We start from the raw sequence: 23,191 nt of genomic DNA on the forward strand, positions 1-23,191 counted from the left end.
CCGAGGGTGCCGGTGATGTGGGTCGCGTTCTGGTCGTGGCACACGGTGCACTGGTTGCTCACCGCGAAGCGGCCGTGACCCTTGGTGCCGAAGTAGGGCTTGTACGGCGCCTGGGTGCCGTTGGGGAGCTGCGCCGGGTTCTGCGCGTGGCAGACGGTGCACTCGATGCGGCTGGTGGTCTTCCAGTCGACCAGCTGGCCGGCGTGGCAACCCATGCACAGCGAGCCGTCGCCGCTCTTCAGGTCGGGCGAGCCGTTGTTGTGGGTGGCGGTGGTGCCGACGTGGCAGGCCTGGCAGGCGGTGTACTCGCTCCCGAGATAAGCGCCCGGGCCGTAGACCGCGGTGATGTGGGTGCCGTGCTGGTTGGTCGCCATCGGGCTCGGGGTGGAAGCGGAGCCGCCGTGGCAGGTGATGCACAGGTTGCGCGCCTTGTAGGCGATCACGGAGTCGGCCACCGCCTGGCTGATGGCGCCCGCGTCACGCAGCGTCGGCACCGCCAGCGTGGTCACCGAGTCGTCGATCACGCCGTTGTCCAGGATGTCGATGGAGTCCATGGCCAGCTGCTTGGAGTAGCGCGGGTTGTGGCCGAAGGAGCCCAGCTCGCGCACCAGGAAGGCGTAGTTGAAGGCCGCACCCATGACGTTGGCGCCCTGCTGACCGGAGCCCCAGTTGCGCTGGGCAAAGTGCGGCGCGTTCTGGGTGTAGACGAAGCCCTTGGCGGCCAGCTGGGCACGGAGCACTTCCAGCAGGCTGACGAAGGAATCGCGCGCCAGCTGGCGCTGCTCTTCCGGCATGTTGGCGCCGTGGCAGGTGGTGCACAGGGTGCTCACGCCGCTTCTGAAGGAGTGGCCGTAGGTGCCGTTTCTGTGGCACGAGACGCAGGGCCCCTTGGCGTTGGTACTGCCCAGGTTGCTGTGGGTGGCGCCCAGGTCATAGTTGCGACCCGGGAAGTGGTAACCACCCTTGGCGTACATGGCGGCCGCGGCAGTCGCGTAGTGCGGCTGGATGAAGGCCAGGTTGGTGAAGTCGGCGTTGGCCTGCAGCTGCGTCGTGATCACCTGGCCGGTGTTGGTGCCGCTGTGGCAGGTCACGCACAGGTTGGACTCGCCCACCGCCGGGTTGACGTAGGCCGGCTCGTTGGCGTACGGCTTGGACGGCTGCACCGTGCGCAGCGCGCCGGTGACGATGTCGATGTGGCAGGCGCGGCAGGTGACCATCTCCTTGGTCTTGTCCGAGGCGACACCCCAAGCCGTGGTGACCTTGCCCGTGGAGAAGTTCACGAAGCCGGTGGTGGTGTGGCACTGCACGCAGCCGTCCATGGTCTTGAAGTCGTAGGAGGCAAACGCCGGTGCGCTCCCCTTGGCGTGGCCGGAGGTGTACCATGCCTGGCGGATCGCCTGGTTGGTGACCGTGGAGAAGTGGCAGTCGGTGCAGGCGGCGCGCGAGGTGACGTAGGTCGCCGGGTAGGCGCCGGTGGTCATGTTGCCGTAGTGCAGCGTCTCCAGGTCGCCCTGCACCGCCGCGAAGCTGGAGTGCGGGTTGTGGCAGGAGATACAGATAACGTTGGGGCCGATGTCGACCGTGTGGTTGGGGACGATGCCCAGGCCGTTGTAGTGGCACTCCTGGCAGACGCCGGGCTCGGCCTCAGGCAGGTGCGGGCCGCCCTTATGGCAGGAGATACAGGTGACGCCCTTGGTCTTGTGCAAGGAGCGGTCGTAACCGGCGAAGATGGAATCGGTGTGGCAGGCGGCGCAGAAGTAGCCGCCGACCGGACCGGCGCTGGCATTGAGGTTGACGAAGGTGCTGGAATCGACCGTGGTCGTATTGACGGGGGTCGGCATGGCGCCCGTGGTGTGGCAGGAAACGCAGGAGACACCGAGGTACTTGTGGTTCGAGGAGGACCAGGAGATAAAGGCCTGCGGGGTCGGGTAGATGCCGGTAGGGCCGTGGCAGCCGTTGCAGTCGGTCCTCATGGAGGTGATCAGCGAGTCGACCACCTTGACCTGGGTGGTCGAGGTGGCGACGGCCACGCCGCTTAAGTACTGGGTGAGACGGAACACGTAGGTCCCCAGCGTCATCGGAGTGAACTCGGGGTTCAAGGTGCCGGCGCCGACCAGGGTGACCGCGGGGCCGCTGTCCTGGACCCAGGTGAAGGTGCCGCCCCCCTGCAGGGTGCCCCTCAGGGTGACCTTGGTGACGATCATGGCGGTCTGGTTCTCGCCGGCGTTGGCCCCGACCGCGGCGAAGACGGCCTGCACGGTCCTGGGCCCGGTCACGTTGGTCACCGTGATGGTGGCCGGGGTGGAGCAGGGGTAGACGACCGGGCTGCCGGAAACGGTGGCCGTGCCGCCGGTGACGCCGGTCAACACTGCGCCGGCGTTGGGGCTGGCGGTGAGGGTGGCGTTGCTGCCGTAGGCGATCGAGGAACTCGCCGGGGTGACTGTGCCGGGGCCGGAAGCGGTACCGGTCACGGTGTACTTCTGGATGGCGAAGCCGGCCACCAGGGCCTGCACCGATCCGTCCGATTTCTGCACCGTGGTGTAGTAATGGGTGGTGTAGTTACCGATCACCTGGGCTACGCCGCTCTTGGTCAGACTGGAGATCTTGTAGCCGGGGTTGGCGGTGACCCGCACCGGGACCGGGGCGGCCGTGGTGAAGTTGCTGTAAACGGTGGTACCTGCCACTGTCTGTACTGCATTGTTGCGGACCTGGAGGGTGCCACCGGCACTGCTCAGCTTCGTCTGCAGTTGGAACGATGTTGCCGCCCATGAGAGCGCCCCCGATATGACGGCCGTAGCAGCCAGAACAGCCAGTGTTTTTCTCAGCATAACCTTCCCCCGTCTCTCATCTTCTAGTGCGGCAATGGACGATTTAGAGGTGCGAAATAGTCCTACGGACGCATTAATGAGCAAGAAGCATACCCGGTATCCGCTACGCCATATGGCGGAAGGATGGATTTGTCGGGCAGGCGAAGCAACCTCTTTAATGAGCATGGGATTTTTTCGAAAGGCAATACTGGAGAGGGCTTGGTGAGTTTTAAGAATAAAGCAACGCGATCGCGCCCTGTGGGGACTGCTTCGGGATATGACCGGAAGGCTTTTCGGGTAAAGGAATGGGGTTGGCAACAACAAGGCAACAGAAAGGTAAGGCGCGACTAACTAGACGGAACACACGGTGCACTGCGTCCGCACGACCGGCCAGGGTGACCGCCAGGCCGAAAAGCATGGACGCGGCTAACCGTAAAGTGGTGAGAGCAAAGGGTGACGCCCCGGACTTGCCGGGGCGTCTCCCTCTGGGTTACTGCAGAGGTCTTGCGTAGTTCGGGGTACCGATCCTGCCGGTGCCTGCGGAGCCGTCGTGCTTGTTGCACGCGCCGCCCCAGGTCGAGGAGGCGGTGTAGCAGGTAGGAGCCGTGGTGGTGGCCCAGTTGGCCTCGGAGATGTTCAGACCGAGCTGGCCGCCGTAGATGAAGCGGTAGCTCTTGGTGGCCCCGGCGGTCAACGTGGTAATGGAGCGGTTGTTGCCGTGGATGCCGCCGATGGTGTTGACCCCGCCGCCCATGTGGCAGTTCAAGCAGACGATGCCGTGGTCGTTGTAGGTGCCCGGTCCCCACGGCACGTTGTCGAAGCTGCTGTGCTCGATGCGGGCCTTGCCGGTCACAGTCACGTTGCTGTAGTTGTACACGGTGCTCAGGTGGCAGCGGTAGCAGACGAAGGTGGCGCTGCCGTCGTTGGTGTTGGTGGCCGCCGCGTCGGCGCCGTTCTTGTCCTGCAGCATCCGGGTGGCGTTGCGCGCGCCGTGGGCGTTGCTCTCGTTCAGGTGGCAGTCGGAGCAGTGCAGGCCGGTGTTCCAGGTCATGGCGACATTATCCTTGGAGGTGCCGGTCCAGCCGCCGCGGCTAGCGTAGGTCGACGCGTAGGTCGAGGTGTAACGCTTGGTGTAGATGTTCAGGTTGTGATGACTGGCGTAGGCGCTGCCCACCGCGTTGCCGGAGTTGAACTGCGACTTGACGTTGAGCGGCGTGCCGCCGTCCAGCGGGTTGAACGGCGTCGTCCTCCTGGCCACGCCCGTGCCGGTGGTGATGCCGGTACCGGCAGCGTCGACAGTGATGGTGTTGGCGCCGTCGGCGTCATGGCAGTTGACGCAGAAGCGGTCCATGTTGTCGCGGTCGGCGGAGGTGATGGTGGTGCCACCGGCACGACGGCCGGGCCAGTTCCAGAAGTTGGTGCCGGCGGTGCCGGGGTTGCCCTGTGCGTCGACGTTCCTCAGCTTGACAACGCCGTTCATGTGGGCGCCTACCTGCTTAACCGAACTCTCGGTCGAGGTGATATCCCCCTCGGCATGGCAGATGATACAGTCCACGTTCTTGACGGTGGTGTTCTTGATGTGCCTGGACGGGCGCACGAAGTCGTCGCCGGTTGAGCCCAGGGTGGCGCCCACGACCTGCTGGCGCACGCCGCGCGGGGTATTGTGGCACAGCAGGCAGCTGCCGCCGGAGCCCTTGAAGCCCGCGCTGTGCGAGTGGCACTGGGTGCAGTTCACGGTGCCGTTGTGACCGGCGACTGTGTTGTTGTACTTGTGAACGCTGGTCTGGCTGTGGCACACCTCACAGATGCGGTTCGAGGTGGCGTGAACCGTATCGCTGCCCTTGTCCGTCGCCGGGTTCAGGTAGGAAACCGCGACAGTCGGGGCGGGAGGGGTGATAGGCCAGTTGCTGCCGTCGCCGGTGGCCACGCTGGTGGCGACGCGCATGATGCTGGTGGTGCTCATGGTGTGGCAGGTGGCGCAGGTGAAGGCGCCGTACTTCTTGCCGGGCTCGCCCCAGCCGCCGTTGGCGCTCCACTTGGTGGAACCGGTGGTGGTGGAGGTGTGCAGCATCGGGCTGTTGGCCCATGCGGTGCGCACCGGGGTGTAGGGGCCGACGGCGACGCCGGTTGCCGAGTAGTTGCCGCGGGCGTCCACTGCGAAGATCTTGTAGTAGTAGACCGTGCCGTTGGTAAGCGGTGCGTCGATGAAGTTGTTGAGGCTACCCGAGTAGGCAACGGTGCTGGAGCCGATGACGTTGTCCTGCAGGTAGCTGACACCTTCCACCGGGGTGTCGGTGACGGCGCTGCCGGCGCGGCGCAGCACCACGATGCCGGCGAAGTCGGAGTCGGCCGGGTTGGTCCAGTACAGCGTGTTGGAGGCGATGCCGGCAGCCCCCCCCGCGGCGGTGACATTGGCCGGAGAGAGGTTGTCGATGGTGACGGTGGCCGAGGCCGAGTCGCCATACGCCTTCGGGTTGCTGGAGGTGATCGCGGTCACGGTTCCGGTCACGGCGTAGGTGGCGCCCGGAGGTGCCGGCATGGACACCGCCGTCTTGGCGTTGATGACCAGGACGTATTGGGTCGGCGTCGTGGTCACCGTGATCGGGGTGGTCAGGGTGATGGCCACCGTGTTCGACCCCGGGTTGGCGCTGCCGTAGACGGTGGTGCCGGTGTCGTCGGTGACGTTGATGGACGCGATGCCCGCCCAGGTACCGTTGGCCAGGGTCACGGTCAGGCCGGTGACGGTGTCGGTGCCCGCCTGGGTAGCAAGGGTAAAGGTATCGAGGTCCATCTCGGTAGCCCCCGGCGGGATGGTGAGGCTGATCTCGCCGGTGCCCTGGCCGACCGTGGTGACGGCCGCCGCGGTGGTGAAGCTCGTGGTGGTGCTGTAGGCCGAGATGTTGCCGGCGGCGTCCTTTGCCCTCACGTGCCAGTAGTAGGTGGTGCCGTAGTCGAGGGTCGGCGCGAATGAGAGACCGGTTTGCCAGGTGCTCTGCTGCACCCCGGTGGTGAATCCGGAGTTTGTCGCGATTTCGAAGAAGTACTGCACCGGTGCCGTGACGTTGGCGTCGGTCGCCGCAGATGTGGTCAGCGAGGTCGTCGTGGCCACGGAGGTGGCGAGGTTCGCCGGCGTGGAGTTGGCGAAGCCGGTCGGAGCCACGGTGTCGACGTAGACCGAGACGCTGGCAGGGGTCGGATCTGCGTTGGAGGCATTATCTACCGCACGCGCCAGGATGGTGTGCGCCACGTAGTCCTCGGCGGGGAGTGTCCAGGAGTAGCTCCAGGAGCCGGTACCGGTGGCGGTGTTCCAGGAGGTGCCGTTGTTCACCGAGACCTGTACCGAGCCGAGCGGATTGGTGCCGGCGGTCGCGGTACCGCTGATTGCAGCCGGCGAGGTGGAGAAGACGGTGCCGGCGGCGGGAGCGGAGAGAACGGTTTCAGGTGCAACCACGCTGGAGGTGAAGCTCCAGGTGGTGGTATAGGCGGTGGTGTTGCCCGCGGCGTCCTTCGCCATGACGTGCCAGAAGTACTGGGTGGCCGGCGCCAGGGTCGGGGTGAAGCTGGTGCCTGCCTGCCAGCCGCTTTGCTGCACGCCGGTGGTGAAGCCGGAGTTGGTGGCGATCTCGAAGAAGTACTGTACCGCGGCCGAGGTGTTGCCGTCGGTGGCGGTGGTCGAAGTGAGGGAGGCATTGAGCGCCACGGCGGCGGCCAGGTTGGCCGGTGCCGAGTTGTTCAACCCTGCCGGGGCTACGTTATCCACCCGGACGGTGACCTGCGCCGGCGTGGCGTCGGCGTAGCCGAGGCTATCGACCCCCTTGGCGAGGATGGTGTGCGCCACGTAGTCTTCGGTGGACGGTGCCCAGCTGAAGGACCATGCGGTGGTGCCGATGGCGGCGGCCCAGGTGGTGCCGTTGTTGGTGGAGACCTGTACCGACGCCAGCGGATTGGCACCGGCGCTTGCGGTACCGGCGATGGACACCGGGCCGGTGGTGACGACGGTGTTGGCCGCCGGTGCGCTCATGGTGGTGTCGGGCAGCGCGATGGCCGAGGCGGAACCGGAGATGGTGGTGCCTGCGGAGAGGTTGCCGACTTCGTCCAGGGCGCAGACCCTGTAGTAGTAGGTGGTGCCGTTCACGACGGCGTTGTCGAAGTAGGAGGTGCCGTTACCGGTGTAGAGCGCGGTGCCCGAGCAGTCGGCCGGGGTGGAGACGCTCGATTTGACGACCTTGTAGGTGTTGACCGGATCGAGGCCGGCACCGGCGTCGCTAGCTGGGGTCCAACTGATGCTGATGTAACCGTCGCCCGAAGCATCGCTCGCGCTGCCGTCGGTCGGAGGGGTGGTGTCGACCGCGAAGTCGAGGCCGGTGGCCACGGTGAAGTCCGGGGTGCCGGTGAAGGCGGTCCATGCGCTGACCGCACCCTTGCTGTCCTTCGCCCTCGCCCTCCAGTCGAAGGAGCCGTCGGCGAGACCGCCGCAGAAGGCCTGGGCGGTGGCCGGGCCGGTGACGTAGGGGCTCGCGCAATCGGCGATGCCGTCGTTGTTCAGGTCGACCTCGAGGAGAACCGCGTCGCCGTTGCCGCCGTCGACGGTGGCGCCGATGACCACGACGTTGGTGGTGGCGGCTGCGCCGCTAGCGATGGCAGTGGTGCCGTCCGCCTGGAATTGGGCCAGGGCGCTCGGTGCGGCCGGCGCCGCGTTGCTGAAGGAAACGGTGAAGTCGGGGTCGCTGCCGCCGAAGTCCACCCAAGCGCTGTTGTAGGTGCCGTCGGTGGTACGGGCGCGCCACTTGTAGGAGAGCCCGTCGGTCAGGCCGGAGCAGGCCGCCGAAGCCGTCGAGCCGCTGGTGACCGCGATGGAGGAGCAGTTGGCCACGCCGGCGAAGGCGTTGCCGTTGGTGATCATCTCGACCTGCAGGGTGACGTTGTCACCGTTGGGGTCGGAGACCGGAGCCTTGATGACCACGGTGGAACCGGTGGCGGTGCCGGCCTGGGCGATGGCGGTGGTGCCGTCGGCCTGGTACTGGGCAGCGACCGGGGCGTCCGGGCCGCTCTGGCCGATGGTGCTGAAGCTCCAGGTGGTGGAGTAGTTGGAGATGTTGCCCGCCGCGTCCATCGCCCTCACGTGCCAGTAGTAGGAGTTGGCGCTGGCAAGCGTCGGGGCAAAGCTCGTGCCGGTCTGCCACCCGCTCTGCTGCACGCCGGTGGTGAAGGTGTTGTCGGTTGCCAGCTCGAAGAAGTACTGAAGCGCGGCGCTGGTGTTGGCGTCGGTTGCGGTGGCCGAGGTCAGGCTGGAACTAAGGGCCACGTTGGTGGCGAGGTTGGCCGGGGTCGCGTTGGCGACATTGGCCGGCGCCACGTTATCGACGCGGACCACGACCTGTGCCGGCGTGCCGTCGGCGTAGCCCAGGCTATCCACACCCTTGGCGAGGATGGTGTGTGCCACGTAATCCTCGGTGGGGGGCGCCCAGGTGAAGGACCAGGGGGCGGTGCCGGTGGCGGCGGCCCAGGTGGTGCCGTTGTTGGTGGAGACCTGGACCGAGGCGACCGGGTTGGCGCCGGCGCTGGAGCCACCGGTGATGGAGACCGGCCCGGTGGTCACCACGCTGTTGGCGGCCGGGGCGGTGATGGATGTATCGGGGAGCGCAATGGTCGAGGGGGATCCCGATACGGTCACGCCGACGGAGAGGTTGGTGACCTCGTCCAGGGCGCAGACCCTATAGTAATAGGTGCTGCCGTTGGTGACCGCGCTGTCGAAGTACGAGGTGCCGTTGCCGGTGTAGAGCGCCGCGGCCGAGCAGTCGGCCGGGGTAGACACGCTCGACTTCACGAGTTTGTAGGTGTTGACCGGGTCGAGGCCGGCGCCGGAGTCGGTCGCGGCGGTCCAGTTCACGGTGATGTAGCCGTCGCCGGAGGTTGCGCTGGCGATGCCGTCGGTCGGCGGCGTGGTGTCGACCCCGAAGTCGAGGCCGGTGGAGACCAGGAAGTCGGGGGTGCCGCTGAAGGCGGTCCAGGCGCTGGAAACGGCCTTGCTGTCTTTCGCCCTCACCCTCCAGTCGTAGGAGCCGTCGGCGAGACCGTTGCAGACCGCCTGGGCGGTGGCAGGGCCGGTGACGTAGGGGCTCGCGCAGTCGGCGACGCCGTCATTGTTCAGGTCGACCTCGAGGAGAACCTTGTCGCCGTTGCCGCCGTCGACGGTGGCGCCGATCACCACCACGTTGCTGGAGGCGGTGCCGCCGGTGGCGATGGCCGTGGTGCCGTCGGCCTGGTACTGGGCCAGGGCGGTCGGGGCAGCCGGGGTCGTGTTGGGAACCGTGACGGTGAAGTCGGGGTTGCTGGCGCCGAAGTCGACCCAGGCACTGTTCAGGGTGCCGTCGGTGGTACGGGCGCGCCATTTATAGGCAAGCCCGTCGGTCAGGGCGGTGCAAGTAGCGGATGCGGTCGAGCCGCTGGCCACTGCCACCGAGGAGCAGTTGGCCGTACCGGAGAAGGTGTTGGCGTTGGTGATCATCTCCACCTGGAGGGTCACGTTATCGCCGTTCACGTCGGTGACGGTGGACTTGATCACGACCGTGGTGCCGGTCGCGGTGCCGGCCTGCGCGATGGCGGTGCTGCCGTCGGCCTGGTACTGGCTGGCGGACGGCGCGTTGGGCGCGGTCGGCCCGATGGTGGTGAAGCTCCAGGTCGTGGTGTACGCCGAGATGTTGCCTGCGGCGTCCTTCGCCCTCACGTGCCAGTAATAAGTAGTGCCGCCGGTAAGCGTCGGTGCGAAGGTCCTGGTTGTCTGCCAGCCGCTCTGCTGCACGCCGGTGGTGAAGCCGCTGTCGGTGGCCAGTTCGAAGAAGTACTGGACCACAGCGCTCACGTTGGCGTCGGTTGCGGTACCGGAACTGAGCGAAGTGGTCAGCGCCTGGTTGGCGGCCAGGTTGGCCGGGGCCGTGTTGGTGAGGCCGGCCGGGGCCACGGTATCGACGATCACGGTGACCGAGGCGGGGGTGCTGTCCTCGTTGGAGGCGCTGTCCACGGCCTTGGCCAGGATGGTGTGGGAGACGTAGTCCTCGGCAGGCAGGGTCCAGGAGAAGGACCAGGCCGAGGTCCCGGTCGCCGCGCTCCAGGTGGAGCCGTTGTTGGTGGAGACCTGTACCGAGCCGAGGGCGTTGGTCCCCGCGGTAGCGCTACCGGTGATGGCTGCCGGGCTGGTGCTCAGTACTGCCGATGCTGCCGGAGCGCTGATGGCGGTATCCGGGCGGACGATGGGTGCCGCCGTGGTGTAGCTGAACGGATACGAGCTCGCCATCGCGTTGCCGGCGGTATCGGTGATACCGGTGCCGGCGGTCACGGTGTAGGAGGTGGAGCCGGCCTGGCCGGTCGGGGTGAAGACTGCCTGGCTGCCGGAGCAGCTGGTCTTGGTCAGGGTGACTGCCGGCGCGATGGTAACGCTGCTGGTGGTGACCGTGGCGCAGTTCACCGCCTCGCTGAAGTTCAGGGTAACGGTGCTGTCCGGGGTGACGCCGGTGGCGCCGGTGGTCGGGACGGTGCTGGTGACGGTCGGCTTGACCGTGTCGACGAGGACGGTGACCGGCGAGCCGTACACGAGAGAGACATTGCCGGCGGCGTCCTTGGCCCAGGGATAGAGGGTGAAGCTGCCATCGGCGGTGACCGTGTAACTGGTCGGCGCGGTGGCGGTCCACCCTGCAGCGCCGGCAAGCGGAGCGGTGGCGCTCGTGGTGATCATGTAGCCGGTCACGCCGGTGTTGTCGGTCGCGGCGAAGCCGGAGACCGGGATGGTCCTGGACAGCGACGGCGTCGTGGCGGCAAAGCCTGCCGAGACCACCGGCTTGGTGGTGTCGGTCCCGTTGGAGACGGTGACGGTGATGGTCTGCTCCACGTGGGACTTCGCGGAGTCGTGACCGACACCCATGACCACGATGGTGTAGGTGCCATTGGCCGTGCCGGCCGGAACGGTCACCTTGGCGTCGGTACCCATGTTGTCGGCGATGCCGTCCAGGTCACCCGCCGTTGCGTTGTCGTAGGCGGCGTTCCTGTTCCCGGTGTCCCAGACGGTGGTGTCGAAGTTGATGGTGTAACCCACCGGGCTGTTCGGGAACTCACTCGCGGTGCTGTAGGAGTCGGCGGTGGCCCAGCCTGCGGTAACCCCGTCGGTCGCATCCCAGACGCTGTTCCACCCGGGGATGGCAGGATTGTTCGCCGTACCCTTGGCAAGTGTCCACCCTGTCGGCAGGTTGATCTCGGCGCCGACGCCGACCTGGCCGCCCGCGGCGTTGGTCACGTTGGTGAACTTCCAGTCGATCTCGAAGGAGCCGCCCGGGGCGACCGTCACCGAGGTCCCCACCACGCCGTTGATGGCGGTGGTGATGGTTGCGTTCGGGTCGGCCTGCACGTGGCACCCGGAACCGCTGCAAGAGCCGTACTTGGTCGGCCACGCGTTGGCGTAGTCGGGCATGAAATAGGTGGTCAGGCCGAAAACGGCGACGATCAGCGTCATCACCAGCGAGCCTATCAGGTTCATGCGGGTCCGGCCGCTCATGTTGCGCAACAGTCCCAGTCCGGATGCAGCTTCAACTGTTTCCTGAGTTGTCGACTCTCTCATCGATCTCCTCAAATCCTTCATCGAGCGCTCCTATCTAGTATTGCGTCCAGCTGCCGGTTGCGCCCTTGCTGTCGGTGGCGCGAGCCTGCCATTTGAAACGCCCGTTGGTAATGCCGCTGCAGGTTGTGGCCGCGGTGCTGCCGCTGGCGACCAACGTGCTGCTGCAGGTCGGGGTGCCGGTGAAGCCGGCGGTCACGTCGGCAAGCTCGATGTCAAGCTGCACCGTGTCGCTGTCCGGGTCGGTCACCGTCCCCTTGAAGATCAGCGTGGTCAGGTTGGTGTAGAGGCCCTTGGTCAGCACCGTGGTGCCGTCGCTCTTGTACTGAACCAGCGTTGCCGGCGCGCCCGGAGCGTTGTTCGGAGCCGGGGCGGAGGTGGTGTAGCTGAACGGGTAGCTGGCGGCCAGCGTGTTGCCGGCGGTGTCAGCCACGGCCGCACCCACCGTCACCGTGTAGCTGGTGGAGTTGGCCTGCCCGGACGGCTGGAAGACCGCCTGGGTACCGGAGCAGCTGGTCCTGGTCCAGCCGACCGCCGGGGAGATGGTCACCGTGCCGGTGGTCACCGTGGTGCAGTTCACGTTCTCGCTGAAGTTCAGGGTCACCGTCCCGTTCAGAGTGGTAGCGGTGGCGCCGTTCACCGGCACCGTGCTCGACACCGTCGGCTTCACCGTGTCGACGACTACCGCGACCGGAGAGCCGTACACTGCGGAGACGTTGCCGTAGGTGTCCTTGGCCCAGGGGTACAGGGTGAAGCTGCCGTCGGAGGCGACCGTGTAGTTGGTGGGGGCGGTGCCGAGCCACCCCGCGCCGCCGGCAAGCGGTGCGGTGGCGCTGGTGGTGATCATGTAGCCGGTAACAGCGTTGGCGTCGGTTGCAGCGAACCCGGAGACCGTGATGGTGCGGGACAGCGACGGCGTCGTGGCGGCAAAGCCCGCGCTTACCACCGGCTTGGTCGAGTCGACGAAGACCGCGACCGGCGAGCCGTACACGTTGGAGACGTTACCCGCAGCGTCCTTGGCCCAGGGGTAAAGAGTGTAGCTGCCGTCGGCGGCCACGGTGTAGCTAGTCGGTGCGGTACCAGTCCACCCTGCTGCGCCGGCAAGCGGTGCGGTAGAGCTGGTAGTGATGATGTAACCGGTGACCCCGGTGTTGTCGGTAGCTGCGAAACCGGAAACCGGGATGGTCTTTGAGAGCGAGGGGGTGGTCGCCGCGAAGCCTGCCGACACCACCGGCTTGGTGGTGTCGCCGCCACCGCCGGAAGATACCGTAACCGTGATGGCCTGCTCGACATGCGACTTCGAGGAGTCGTGACCGGCGCCCATCACCACAATGGTGTAGGTCCCGGCTGCAGTACCGGCAGGGACCGTCACAATGGCGTCGGTACCCATGTTGTCGGCGATGCCGTCCAGGTCCTTGCCTGCAGCGGCGTTGTCATAGGCCGCGTTCCTCGTGCCGGTGTCCCAGGCGGTGGTGTCGTAGTTGATGGTGTAACCAACCGGGCTATTGGGAAACTCGGTCGCAGTGCTGTAGGAGTTGGCGGTGGCCCAGCCGGCAGGGACGCCGTCGGCAGCATCCCACACCGCGTTCCAGCCGGGAATCGCCGGCGAGTTCACCGTACCCTTGGCGAGACCCCAGCCCGAGGGGAGGTTGATCTCGAAACCAATGCCGACCTGACCGCCTGCCGCGTTGGTCACGTTGGTCACCCTCCAGTCCACCTCGAAGGTACCTCCCGGAGCCACCGTCACCGAAGTGCCGACGATGCCGTTGATCGCGGTGGTTATGGTCCCGTCCGGGTCTACCTGAGTGTGGCAGGCGCTGCAGGAGCTATACTTGGTCGGCCACGCGTTGGCGTTGGGCAGGAAGTAAGAAGTGACGCAGAATCCGGTGAGCAGCAGGATCATCACCAGCGACGCGACCAAGTTCGTGCGCACACGACCGCTCACGTTCCCGATGATCCCCTGCGACTGGACAGCTGCCAGTTCCGAACTTTCCTCCGGGTGGATTCCTGCTTCTACAACTGCTTTTTTCATAGTGACCTCTTCCCCATCGTTTTTTTCCGTTATGTATCGAAACTCAAAGTTCTTTGTAAGTCCCTCCCGGGCCGGAGCCCGGGAGGAGCGTGGTTACAGGTTGACATGGCACATGGTGCAATCGCGTGCTCCGCCGAAGTCGTTGACCCAGTGTACGGTCACGCCGTTGTGGCAGACGATGTTGGAGCAACTGCCGCTGGCGTAGCTGCCGACGGTGTTGAGGTACCCCTTCGAGGTGTCGTAAGACGAAGCACCCTGCTTGTAGGTGCGGGTCTTGTTCCAGCCGGCGAGGCCGCCGGTGTAGTTCACGAAGTTGGCGTCGGTGACCTGCGCCTTGGACTTCATGTAGGTGTTCGGTACGAAGGCGATGTCGTTCCTGCCGTTGACGTGGTTGGCCAGGTTGGTGATCCTGGAGGCGCCAAGGGCGTCGGTGTTGTTGCCGGTGGTGTTGCCGTGGCAGGACGCGGTGGAGCAGGAGCTGTTGTACTTGTTCCTGGCCATGTTGACCGTGGTGTAATGGCAGATGTTGCAGCCGATGGTGGTCGACTGTGCCGGGTCGCCGTGGCCGGCGTTCACCCCGACGGCGCCGGCGGCCGGGAGCAGGCCACTCGTGCCGCTGAAGATGTTGTCGTAGTGGATGCCGACCTTGTGCGTCGCGTGCGAGTCGGTGCTCGGGGCGTTCTCGTGGCAGCCCGAGCAGCGGGTGGCGGCGGTGTAGGTCTGGTTCCACTGCGGCGTGGTCACGTCGTAATGACAGTAGACGTTGGAGCAGGAGACGGTACCCAGACCGGTGCTGCCGATCAGGCCCGCTGCGGTGTTCTTCTTCCTCAGCGTGCCGGCGTTGGTGACCGTGTTCAGCTCCACCTCGACGCTGCCGTTCATGTGGTTCGCGAGGACCACCGGGTGGCAGTTGGCGCAGCCGAAGCCGTAGGCCTTCCAGGTGACGCCGTCGGTGTCGGAACCGGTGGAGACGTTAGCCGTGTAGTTGTAGAACGGCAGGGTGCCCCATGCGGTGCCGACGTGGCGGGTGTGCGCGCCGGAGAGGGTGGCGTGGCAGCCCTTGCAGTCAAGCGTCGCGCCCCAGACCGCGTTGGTGGCGCTGTAGCCGGTGCCGCTGTGGCAGGAGACGTTGGTGCAGGTCTTGCTCCCCGGGTAACCGAAGCTTGCGGTCCCGCCCGCCACAACGTCGGCCACTTTGTTGGTGTGGCTGCCGATGATCTGGGTGCCGGTGGCGTCGACGGTGGCGCTGTGGCACAGGACACAGGTAGTGGCGCCGGCCGCCTTCACGTGCTTCTGGTGGGAGTTCGCGCTGGCGGACCCTTGGGCCCCGCTGGTGTAGTTCGGCTCGCCGGCAACCGAGGTGAAGGCGACCCCGGCAGTGCCAAAGGCTTTGGCGCCGTGGCAGCCGTTGCAGCCCAGTGCGGTACCGCCCCAGGAGGGGTTGGCCGGTTCCACGGTCGCAACCATCCCGGTTTGCCCCTTCTTGCCGGAGGTGTGGCAGTAGGTAGCGGAGCAGGTGCCGCCGGCATAGGTGCTGCTCTTGCCGGCCTTGACGCCGGAGTAGTTCACGTAGGTGTCGGCGTGGACCAGCGTGTTGTAGATCTGGGTATCGCTGGAGACGGATTGTGCGTGGCACTCCACACAGCCGTAGTTGGTCACGGCGGAGCCGGTGTTCACGTGCTGCGGGTGCGAGCCGGTGGCAAGGATGTTGCTGCCCAGGGCCGCCGGGCCGCCGTGGCAGCCGTTGCAGCCAAGGGTGGCGCCCCACTGCGCGTCCGCCACGCCTGCCACCTTGCCGTTGCCGGAGTGACAGCTGATGTTGGAGCAGGTCTTGTTGGCGCGTTTGTAGAAGGTTTTGCCGCCGCCCGAGGTGAAGTTGTTGAAGCCGTTCAGGTGCTGGCTGCTGCTGATGATGGCCGTACCGTTGCTCGTGGTCTTGGAGTGGCAGAAGACGCAGGTCGCTGCCCCGCCGCTTCCCACGTGCTTCTTGTGGGAGTTGGCGCTCTCGGTCCCCGGAAGGCCGGACGTGTAGTTAGGCTCGCCCGCTACGGTGGTGAACTCGACCCCGGCGGTGCCAAAGGCTTTCGCGCCGTGGCAGCCGTTGCAGCCCATGCCGGTGCCGCTCCAGTTCGGGGCCGCAGGTTCGATGGTGGCCACCATGCCGGACTGCCCCTTCTTGCCGGAGGTGTGGCAGTAGGTCGCGGAACAGGTTCCGCCGACCACGGTGCTCCTCTTGCCCGCCCTGACACCGGAGTAGTCCACGAAGTTGTTCATGTGGTTGACGGCGCCCAGGGTGGTGTCGCTGGTGACCGTGTTGGCATGGCACTCGACGCACGCCAGGTTGTCGCCGATAACCGCGCTCTGGTTCGTGTGCTGCGCGTGCGCCCCGGTGACGATCCTGTTGGTGGGCAGGCCGACCGGGCCGCCGTGGCAGCCGTTGCAGTTCAAGGTGGCGCCCCACTGCGCGTCGGCGACGGAGGCGATCTTGCCGTTGCCCGAGTGGCAGCTGATGTTGGAGCAGGTCTTGTTCACCTTCTTGCCGAAACTGAGGTCGGCTGCGGTGTAGTTGGAGAAGCCGTTCAGGTGCTGGTTGCCCGCGATCAGCGTGGTGCCGTTTGCGGTGGTCTTCGCGTGGCACTTGGAGCAGGTAGTGGCGCCGGCGGCGCCTACGTGCTTCTCATGGCTGTTGGCGGCGGCGAGGCCGGAGCTCACGTAGTTCGGCTCGCCCGCCACCGAGGTGAAGGCGACCCCGGCGGTACCCATGGCTTTCGCGCCGTGGCAGCCGTTGCAACCCATGGCCGCGCCGCCCCAGGAGGGAGCAGCCGGCTCGACCGTCGCCACCATGCCGGTCTGACCCTTCTTGCCGGAGGTGTGGCAGTAGGTGGCGGAGCAGGTGCCGCCGCTGTAGGTGGTGCTCCTGCCCGCCTTGACGCCGGAGTAGTCGACGAAGCTGTTCAGGTGGTTGAGCGGCGTGGAGACCAGCGCGTCGCTGGAGACCGTTTTCGAGTGGCACTCGACGCAGCCCAGGTTGTCGCCCAGGACGCTCGGCTGGTCCATGTGCTGCGGATGGCTGCCGGTGTTGAGCTTCCTGGTGCCCAAGGACGCCGGGCCGCCGTGGCAGCCGTTGCACAGCAGGGTGTCCCCCCACTGGGCGTCAGGCACGCCGACCACCTTGCCGTTGCCTCCGTGGCAGGTGATGTTGGAGCAGGTCTTGTTGGCGACCTTGCCGAAGCTGCCGTTGGCGGAGGTGTAGTTGGCCAGGCGGTCCAGGTGCTGGCTGCCGGCGATGATGGCCGTACCGTTGGCCGTGGTCTTCGAGTGGCAGTTGGAACAGGTGGTGGCTCCGGCTGCACCCACGTGTTTCTTGTGGGAGTTGGCGTTGGTGGAGCCGGCCGTGCCGCTCACGTAGTTGGGCTCGCCGGCTACCGAAGCGAAGTCGACGCCCGCGGTCCCGAAGGGCTGCGCGCCGTGGCAGCCGTTGCATCCCATGCCGGTGCTGCTCCAGTTCGGGGCCGCCGGCTCGACGGTGGCCACCATGTTGGCCTGCCCCTTCTTGCCGGAGGTGTGGCAGTAGGTCGCGGAGCAGGTGCCGGAGACGAGGGTGCTCCTCTTGCCCGCCTTGGCGCCGGAGTAGTCCACGAAGTTGTTGATGTGGTTTGCCGGCGTGCCGATGGCGGTATTGCTGGAAACGGTGTTGGAGTGGCACTCGGCGCAGACGAGGTTGTCCCCGAGCACCGAGGGCTGGTTGGTGTGCTGGGTGTGCGCCCCGGTGTTGATGACGTTGCTGCCAAGGGCAGCCGGACCGCCGTGGCAGCCGTTGCAATTGAGGGTGGCGCCCCACTGCGCGTCGGCGACCGAGACGATCTTGCCGTTGCCGGAGTGGCAGGAGATGTTGGAGCAGGTCTTGTTCACCTTCTTGCCGAAGCTGAGGTCGGCGGCGGTGTAGTTGGCGAAGCCGTTCAGGTGCTGGTTCCCTGCGATCAGTGTGGTGCCGTTGCTCGTGGTCTTGGCGTGGCACTTGGCGCAGGTGGTGGCGCCGGCGGCGCCTACGTGCTTCTCATGGCTGTTGGCGGCGGCGAGGCCGGAGCTTAGGTAGTTCGGCTCACCCGCCACCGAGTTGAAGGCGACCCCGGCGGTACCCATGGCTTTCGCACCGTGGCAGCCGTTGCACCCCATGGCCGGCCCGCTCCAGGAGGGAGCCGCCGGCTCGACGGTGGCCACCATACCGCTCTGTCCCTTCTTGCCGGAGGTGTGGCAGTAGCTGGCGGAGCAGATGCCGCCGCTGTAGGTGGTGCTCCTGCCCGCCCTGACGCCGGAGTAGTCCACGAAGGAGTTCAGGTGGTTGAGCGGAGTGGATACAGCCGAGTCGCTGGAGACCGTCTTGGAGTGGCATTCGACGCAGCCCAGGTTGTCCCCCAGGACGCCCGCCTGGTCCATGTGCGCCGCGTGCTTGCCGGAGGCCAGTTTCCTGGTGCCCAAGGAAGCCGGGCCGCCGTGGCAGCCGTTGCAGCCAAGGGTGGTGCCCCACTGGGCGTCGAACACGCCGGACACCTTGCCGTTGCCGGAGTGGCAGGTGATGTTGGAGCAGCTCTTGCTGGCGGCCTTGGCGAAGCTGCCGTTGGCGGAGGTGTAGTTGGCCAGGCGGTCCAGGTGCTGGCTCCCCGCGATGATCGCGGTGCCGTTGGTCGTGGTTTTCGAGTGGCAGGTGGCGCAGGTGGTGGCGCCGGCCGCGCCCACGTGCTTTTCGTGGCTGTTGGCGGCGGTAAGGCCCGAGCTCACGTAGTTCGGCTCGCCCGCAACGGAGGTGAAGGCGACCCCTGCGGTGCCCATGGCCTTGGCGCCGTGGCAGCCGTTGCAACCCATGGCCGGGCCGCTCCAGGAGGGATTGGCGGGCTCGACGGTGGCGACCATGCCGGACTGCCCTTTCTTGCCGGAGGTGTGGCAATAGGTCGCGGAGCAGGAGCCGGAGACCAGCGTGCTGCTCTTGCCGGCCCTGACGCCGGAGTAATCCACGAAGTTGTTCATGTGGTTGGCCGGAGTGGCGATGGCCGTGTCGACCGCGACCGTCTTCGCGTGGCACTCGGCGCAGATCATGTTGTCGCCGATCACCGAAGGCTGGTTCGTGTGCTGGGTGTGCGCGCCGGTATTGATGACGTTGCTTCCCAGCGCGATCGGGCCACCGTGGCAGCCGTTGCAGCCGAGGCTTGCGCCCCATTGGGCGTCCGCTACCACGGGGACCTTGCCGTTGCCCGAATGGCAGCTGATGTTGGAGCAGGTCTTGTTGGCCTTCTTGCCGAAGCTGGCGCTGGCGGAGGTGTAGTTGATGAAGCCGTCGATGTGCTGGCCGCCGGCGACGATGCTGGTGCCGGTGGTCGTGGTCTTGGCGTGGCAGCTGTTGCAGGTGGATGCCCCCGCCGCCCCGACGTGCTTTTCATGGCTGTTGGCGGCGGCAAGGCCCGAGCTCACGTAGTTAGGCTCGCCCGCGACGGAGCTGAAGGCGACCCCTGCCGTCCCCATCGGCTTTGCGCCGTGGCAGCCGTTGCAGACCATGGCCGCGCCGCTCCAGGACGGGTTGCCCGGTTCGACGGTCGAGGCCACGCCCGCGACACCCTTCTTACCGGAGGTGTGGCAGTAGGTGGTGGAGCAGGAACCACCGGAGTAGTTCTTGCCGGCCTTGGCGCCGGAGTACTCGACGAAGGTGTTGACGTGGTTTGCGGTAACGGCAATTGCGGAGTCGCTCGCTGCGGTTTTCGCATGGCACTCGACGCAGCCGTAGTTGCTCCCCAGGGCCCCGGGGTTGTTGATGTGGGCCTGGTGTTTCCCGGTGCCGATCGGGCTACCGAGGGACGCCGGGCCGCCGTGGCAGCCGTTGCAGCCCAGGGTCGCGTTGCCCCAGGAGGGGGCGGTGGTCACAGTGAAGGGACCGGTCTTGGTGGTGCCGTCGCTGTGGCAGTAGAGGCCCGAGCAGGTACCAAAGGTGTTGGACTGGCTCGGGAGAAAATCGTTGGTCGGGCCGGAATAGCTCCCGCCGTTGTTGGGGGTCGCGGTGAAGTTGAGCGCAATGCCGCGGTGGGTCACGCTGGTCGCGTGCGCAAACGGCTTCGCCTCGGCGCTGTGGTCCGTGTGGCACTTGACGCAGGCGCCGGTGCCGGTGCCGTAGTAGGTGCCATGCTTGGAACCGGAAACGGGGTGGCCCGCGGAGAGCGAGGCGCCATGGCAGCTGTTGCAGTCCGCCGGGCTGGCGTACGCCGCGCTGCCCCAGGCCGGGCTGGTGCGCTCGAAGTGGCAGTTCACGTTGGAGCAGGACCCCAGCGGGTTCGGGGGCACCGAGGTCTGGTTCAGGAAGGCGCGGCTGTAGCTCCCCGTCGCGGAACCGTTGATGTTGCCGGAGACCTTGATGTCGTCGGTGCGGTGGCCGTTCTGGTACACGAGCACGCCGGAGCCGTGGCACTTGACGCACGACAGGGCATTACTGTCGGCATGGCTGCCATGGTTCCCCTTGAATGCGCCGGAGGCCGGAATACGCCGTCCGTCGGCCGAATCAAGAGGAGGCATGGTGTGGCAGGCGTCGCAACCGTAGTTGTACTGCGGTGCGGCCTCGGCCTTCGTGCCAGCCAAGAGTGCAACTCCCAGCGTCATCAGCAAAGCTATCACTCGTGGGTTGTACCATCCGAGTCTGCGGTAGCCCCTCATTTCCACTCCTTTATCTCAAAACACCTGACCGTAGTGCTATTGCATTCAGAGCCCGGCGGGGGGATCCACTCCCCCGCCGGGGTTTTAACATGCTGCTGTTTTATGACGGATAAAGCGTCTTCAACTGCTTACCGTTCGATGCTCCACTTCTGGGTCGGCTTGAAGTGGCAGCTCACGTTGAAGCAGCTGCCGCTCTTGTTGGTCCCGCCGGAGACCAGCGTTGCGCTGGTGTAGGTGGCGAGGGTGTCGTTGGAGAAGCGGTACTGCGGGTCGATCTCGACGCTTACGCTTTCCACGTGGGTCCTGATGGGCAGGGCACGGGCGTGGGAAGCGTCGCTCCCTTTGTGGCAGGGCAGGCAGTTCGCCCAACCCTCGGAGGCCTTGGCGTCCTTCTTGATGTGTCCCGCCACGATGTGGGCGCCGCCGCCGCCGGAGTAGTCTTCGAAGCGGGCCGAGGACCAGCTCCCCTGCACGCCGAAGGTGATGGCGCTGAGGGTCTGACGCGGTGCCGGCGGGTAGCCGTGGCAGGCGTCGCAACCACCGTTGGGCACGAACGCGAGGCCGGTGGCCGGGTTGTGCTGGTGGCAGTCCAGACAGTTGGTGGTGGAGTCGACGTGGGCGGCCTGCGGCTGGCCAGCCTTGGTGAAGTACTGGGTAGTGGTGTGGCAGACCTGGCAGACGCCGGTCCTGGCACCGTTGGCGAAGGTGTTGTTGCCGGTGAAGCTGACTGCGGTGCCGTTGATGGTAGCGTTCACCATCATGGTGTTGGCGGTACCGTGGGCGTTGTGGCAGTCCGAGCACTTGGAGCCCAGGCCGGCAGCCTTGTGCGCCTTCACGTTGAGCGCCGCGCCGGTGACCTTGGCGGGGTTGGTGTGGCAGTAGTCGCACTCAACGTTGGTGGCGCCGACCAGGACGCCGAGGAGACGTTTCTGATCGCCCAGCGCGCCGCTGATGTGGGCCGAGGTGTTGTCGTGGCAGGCGGAGCAGGCCTGGGCGATGCCGGCCTTGCCGTGGCCCTTGGTTGCCGCCAGGGTCTTGTCAGGAGCGGTGATGCCACCGATGACGGAGAGCTGGCCGCCAGCGGTCGAGTGGCAGCTTTCGCAGGTGACGCGACCGGTGGTCCAGTTGGTGCTCTGCTTGTGGCAGTTGGTGCAGGTGCCGATCTTGTTCATGCCGGCAGCCAGGTTCAGCGTGCCGTTGACGTGGGTTGCCGCCGTGCTCGAAGTGTGGCAGTTGGAGCAGGAGGTAGCCAGGGTCGAGCTGAATTTCGGACCGTAGTTGGCGGTGAAGTGCTGCGCGTGCGCGGCGGAGCCGATCAGGCCGCCGGTGGTGTTGGAAAGCGCGGTGTGGCAGGTACCGCAGGCGCCGGATGCCAGGTTGTTCCACGTCGGGGTGGCCGACATGTGGCAGGAGGTGGCGCAGGTCTTGGTGGTGGTGCCGCTCCAGGTGGTCACCTGGGCGCCGGCAATCTCGACGCTAGCGTCGCCGTGCAGGGCCTTGTTGGCGAAGCTGGAGCTGCCCGACACGGTGGAAGCGTGGCAGGTGTCGCAGGCATAGGCCTTGCCGGTCAGGGCCACGTGTTTGGCGTGGGCGTTGGTGGTCAGGGTCTCGGCGTCGCCGTGGCAGCCGTTGCAGCCAAGGGATGCGCCCCATTTCACGTCGGGCACGCCGGCCACGATGCCGTTGCCGCTGTGGCAGGATACCGCGGAGCAGGAGTTGCCGACCAGGGTGAAGCTCTTGCCGTTGCCGGCTTTCAGGTCGCGTGCGTTGTTGGTGTGGAAGGTGCCCGCCTTGATGCTGGTGCCGTTCACGGTGGTGTCGGCGTGGCAGCTGGCGCAGTCGGCGGCCGAAGCTACGTGGTTTTCGTGGCTGTTGGCGCGCAGCTGGTCGGCGCCGGCGTTGGAGTAGTTCGGCTCGCCGGCGACGGAAGCGAAGGCCGGAGCGGCGTCGGAGCCGTGGCAGGACTTACAATCCAGGGCGGTGGAACCGGTCCAGGTAACGCTCTTCATGGTGCCTTTGCCGTCGCTGTGGCAGTAGGAGGTGGAGCAGGTACCCGATACCGGGGTCCCGACCTTGCTGCCGGCTACCTCTTTGGCGTTGTTGACGTGGTTGGTGAAGTTGGAGATGGTGCTGTTGTCGGAAACGGTCGAGCTGTGGCACTCGACGCAGCCGTAGGAGGTGCCCAGGAACGCGGCATTGTTCACGTGCTTGGCGTGGTTGCCCGACAGGGTGTTGCTGGTCGCGTCGCCGTGGCAGCCGGCGCAGGTCAGGGTGCCGCCCCAGGTCGGCGGGGTGTAGGTGCCGCGGCCGTTGCTGTGGCAGTAGACGTTGGAGCACTGGTTGGACGCGAAGGTGCCGCCGGTGGCGAACTTCACCTCGATGGCGCGGTGGCCGGCCGAGGTGGCGTGGCTGAACGGCTTGGCCTGTACCGAGTGGTCGGTGTGGCACTTCCCGCAGGAGGTCACGCCGGTGCCGTAGTAGTTGGCGTGCTTGGTCCCGGCGGTCGGGTGGTTGCCGGTCGCAGGGGCGACGCTGTGGCAGGAAGAGCAGCCGCCCGGCACGGTGAGGGCCGCGCTACCCCAGGCCGGGGTCGCACGCAGGGTGCCTTTGCCGTCGCTGTGGCAGGCCGCGGTGGAGCAGGTGCCCATCGGGTTCGGCGGAACCGAGGTCTGGTTCACGAAGCCGGCCGCGATCTTCCTCGAGTAGCCGACGCCGTCGGCAAGCTCGATGGTCTTGTTGCGGTGACCCATGGCGTAGCCGCCGACCTGGTTGCCGTGGCAGGTGACGCAGGAGTTGACCGCCGAGGTGGCGTGTCCTGCGTGGTTACCCGGCACAGCGCCGGTGTTGGGGTCTTTCTTGGCCGTACCGGAGTCCATGGGCGGCATGGTATGGCAGAAAGAACAGTCATAGTTGTACTGCGGGGCGGCCTGTGCCTTCCCCGCGGACAACTGCATCAGTGTCAGCACCAGCAGTGCCAGCACCAGGAAACAGCGCCCTCCATACTTTGTTAACATTTTATCCTCCTCTTGGTGTCCTGCTAGCATTGTATAAAAG

5 protein-coding genes are annotated in these 23,191 nt (G+C 66.4%); all 5 read right to left on the reverse strand.

The window, feature by feature from the left end; all coding sequences use genetic code 11:
* Positions 1 to 2,828 (reverse strand): cytochrome c3 family protein (locus tag H7687_RS19175; protein WP_183350409.1); only part of this gene is annotated, 2,828 nt, incomplete at its 3' end.
* Between the two features lie 469 nt (positions 2,829 to 3,297).
* Positions 3,298 to 11,415 (reverse strand): Ig-like domain-containing protein, encoded by an 8,118-nt coding sequence (locus H7687_RS19180; protein WP_246405010.1) that lies wholly within the window; start codon positions 11,413 to 11,415, stop codon positions 3,298 to 3,300.
* A 34-nt stretch (positions 11,416 to 11,449) separates the two neighbouring features.
* Positions 11,450 to 13,444, reverse strand: coding sequence for an Ig-like domain-containing protein (locus H7687_RS19185; RefSeq protein ID WP_246405013.1), 1,995 nt, complete (start codon positions 13,442 to 13,444; stop codon positions 11,450 to 11,452).
* 93 nt (positions 13,445 to 13,537) lie between these two features.
* Positions 13,538 to 20,062 (reverse strand): CxxxxCH/CxxCH domain c-type cytochrome, encoded by a 6,525-nt coding sequence (locus H7687_RS19190; RefSeq protein ID WP_183350414.1) that lies wholly within the window; start codon positions 20,060 to 20,062, stop codon positions 13,538 to 13,540.
* Between the two features lie 203 nt (positions 20,063 to 20,265).
* Positions 20,266 to 23,151, reverse strand: coding sequence for a CxxxxCH/CxxCH domain c-type cytochrome (locus tag H7687_RS19195; RefSeq protein WP_183350415.1), 2,886 nt, complete (start codon positions 23,149 to 23,151; stop codon positions 20,266 to 20,268).
* Positions 23,152 to 23,191: the final 40 nt, after the last annotated feature.

The organism is Geomonas paludis (assembly GCF_014193585.1).
Taxonomy (GTDB): Bacteria; Desulfobacterota; Desulfuromonadia; order Geobacterales; family Geobacteraceae; genus Geomonas; species Geomonas paludis.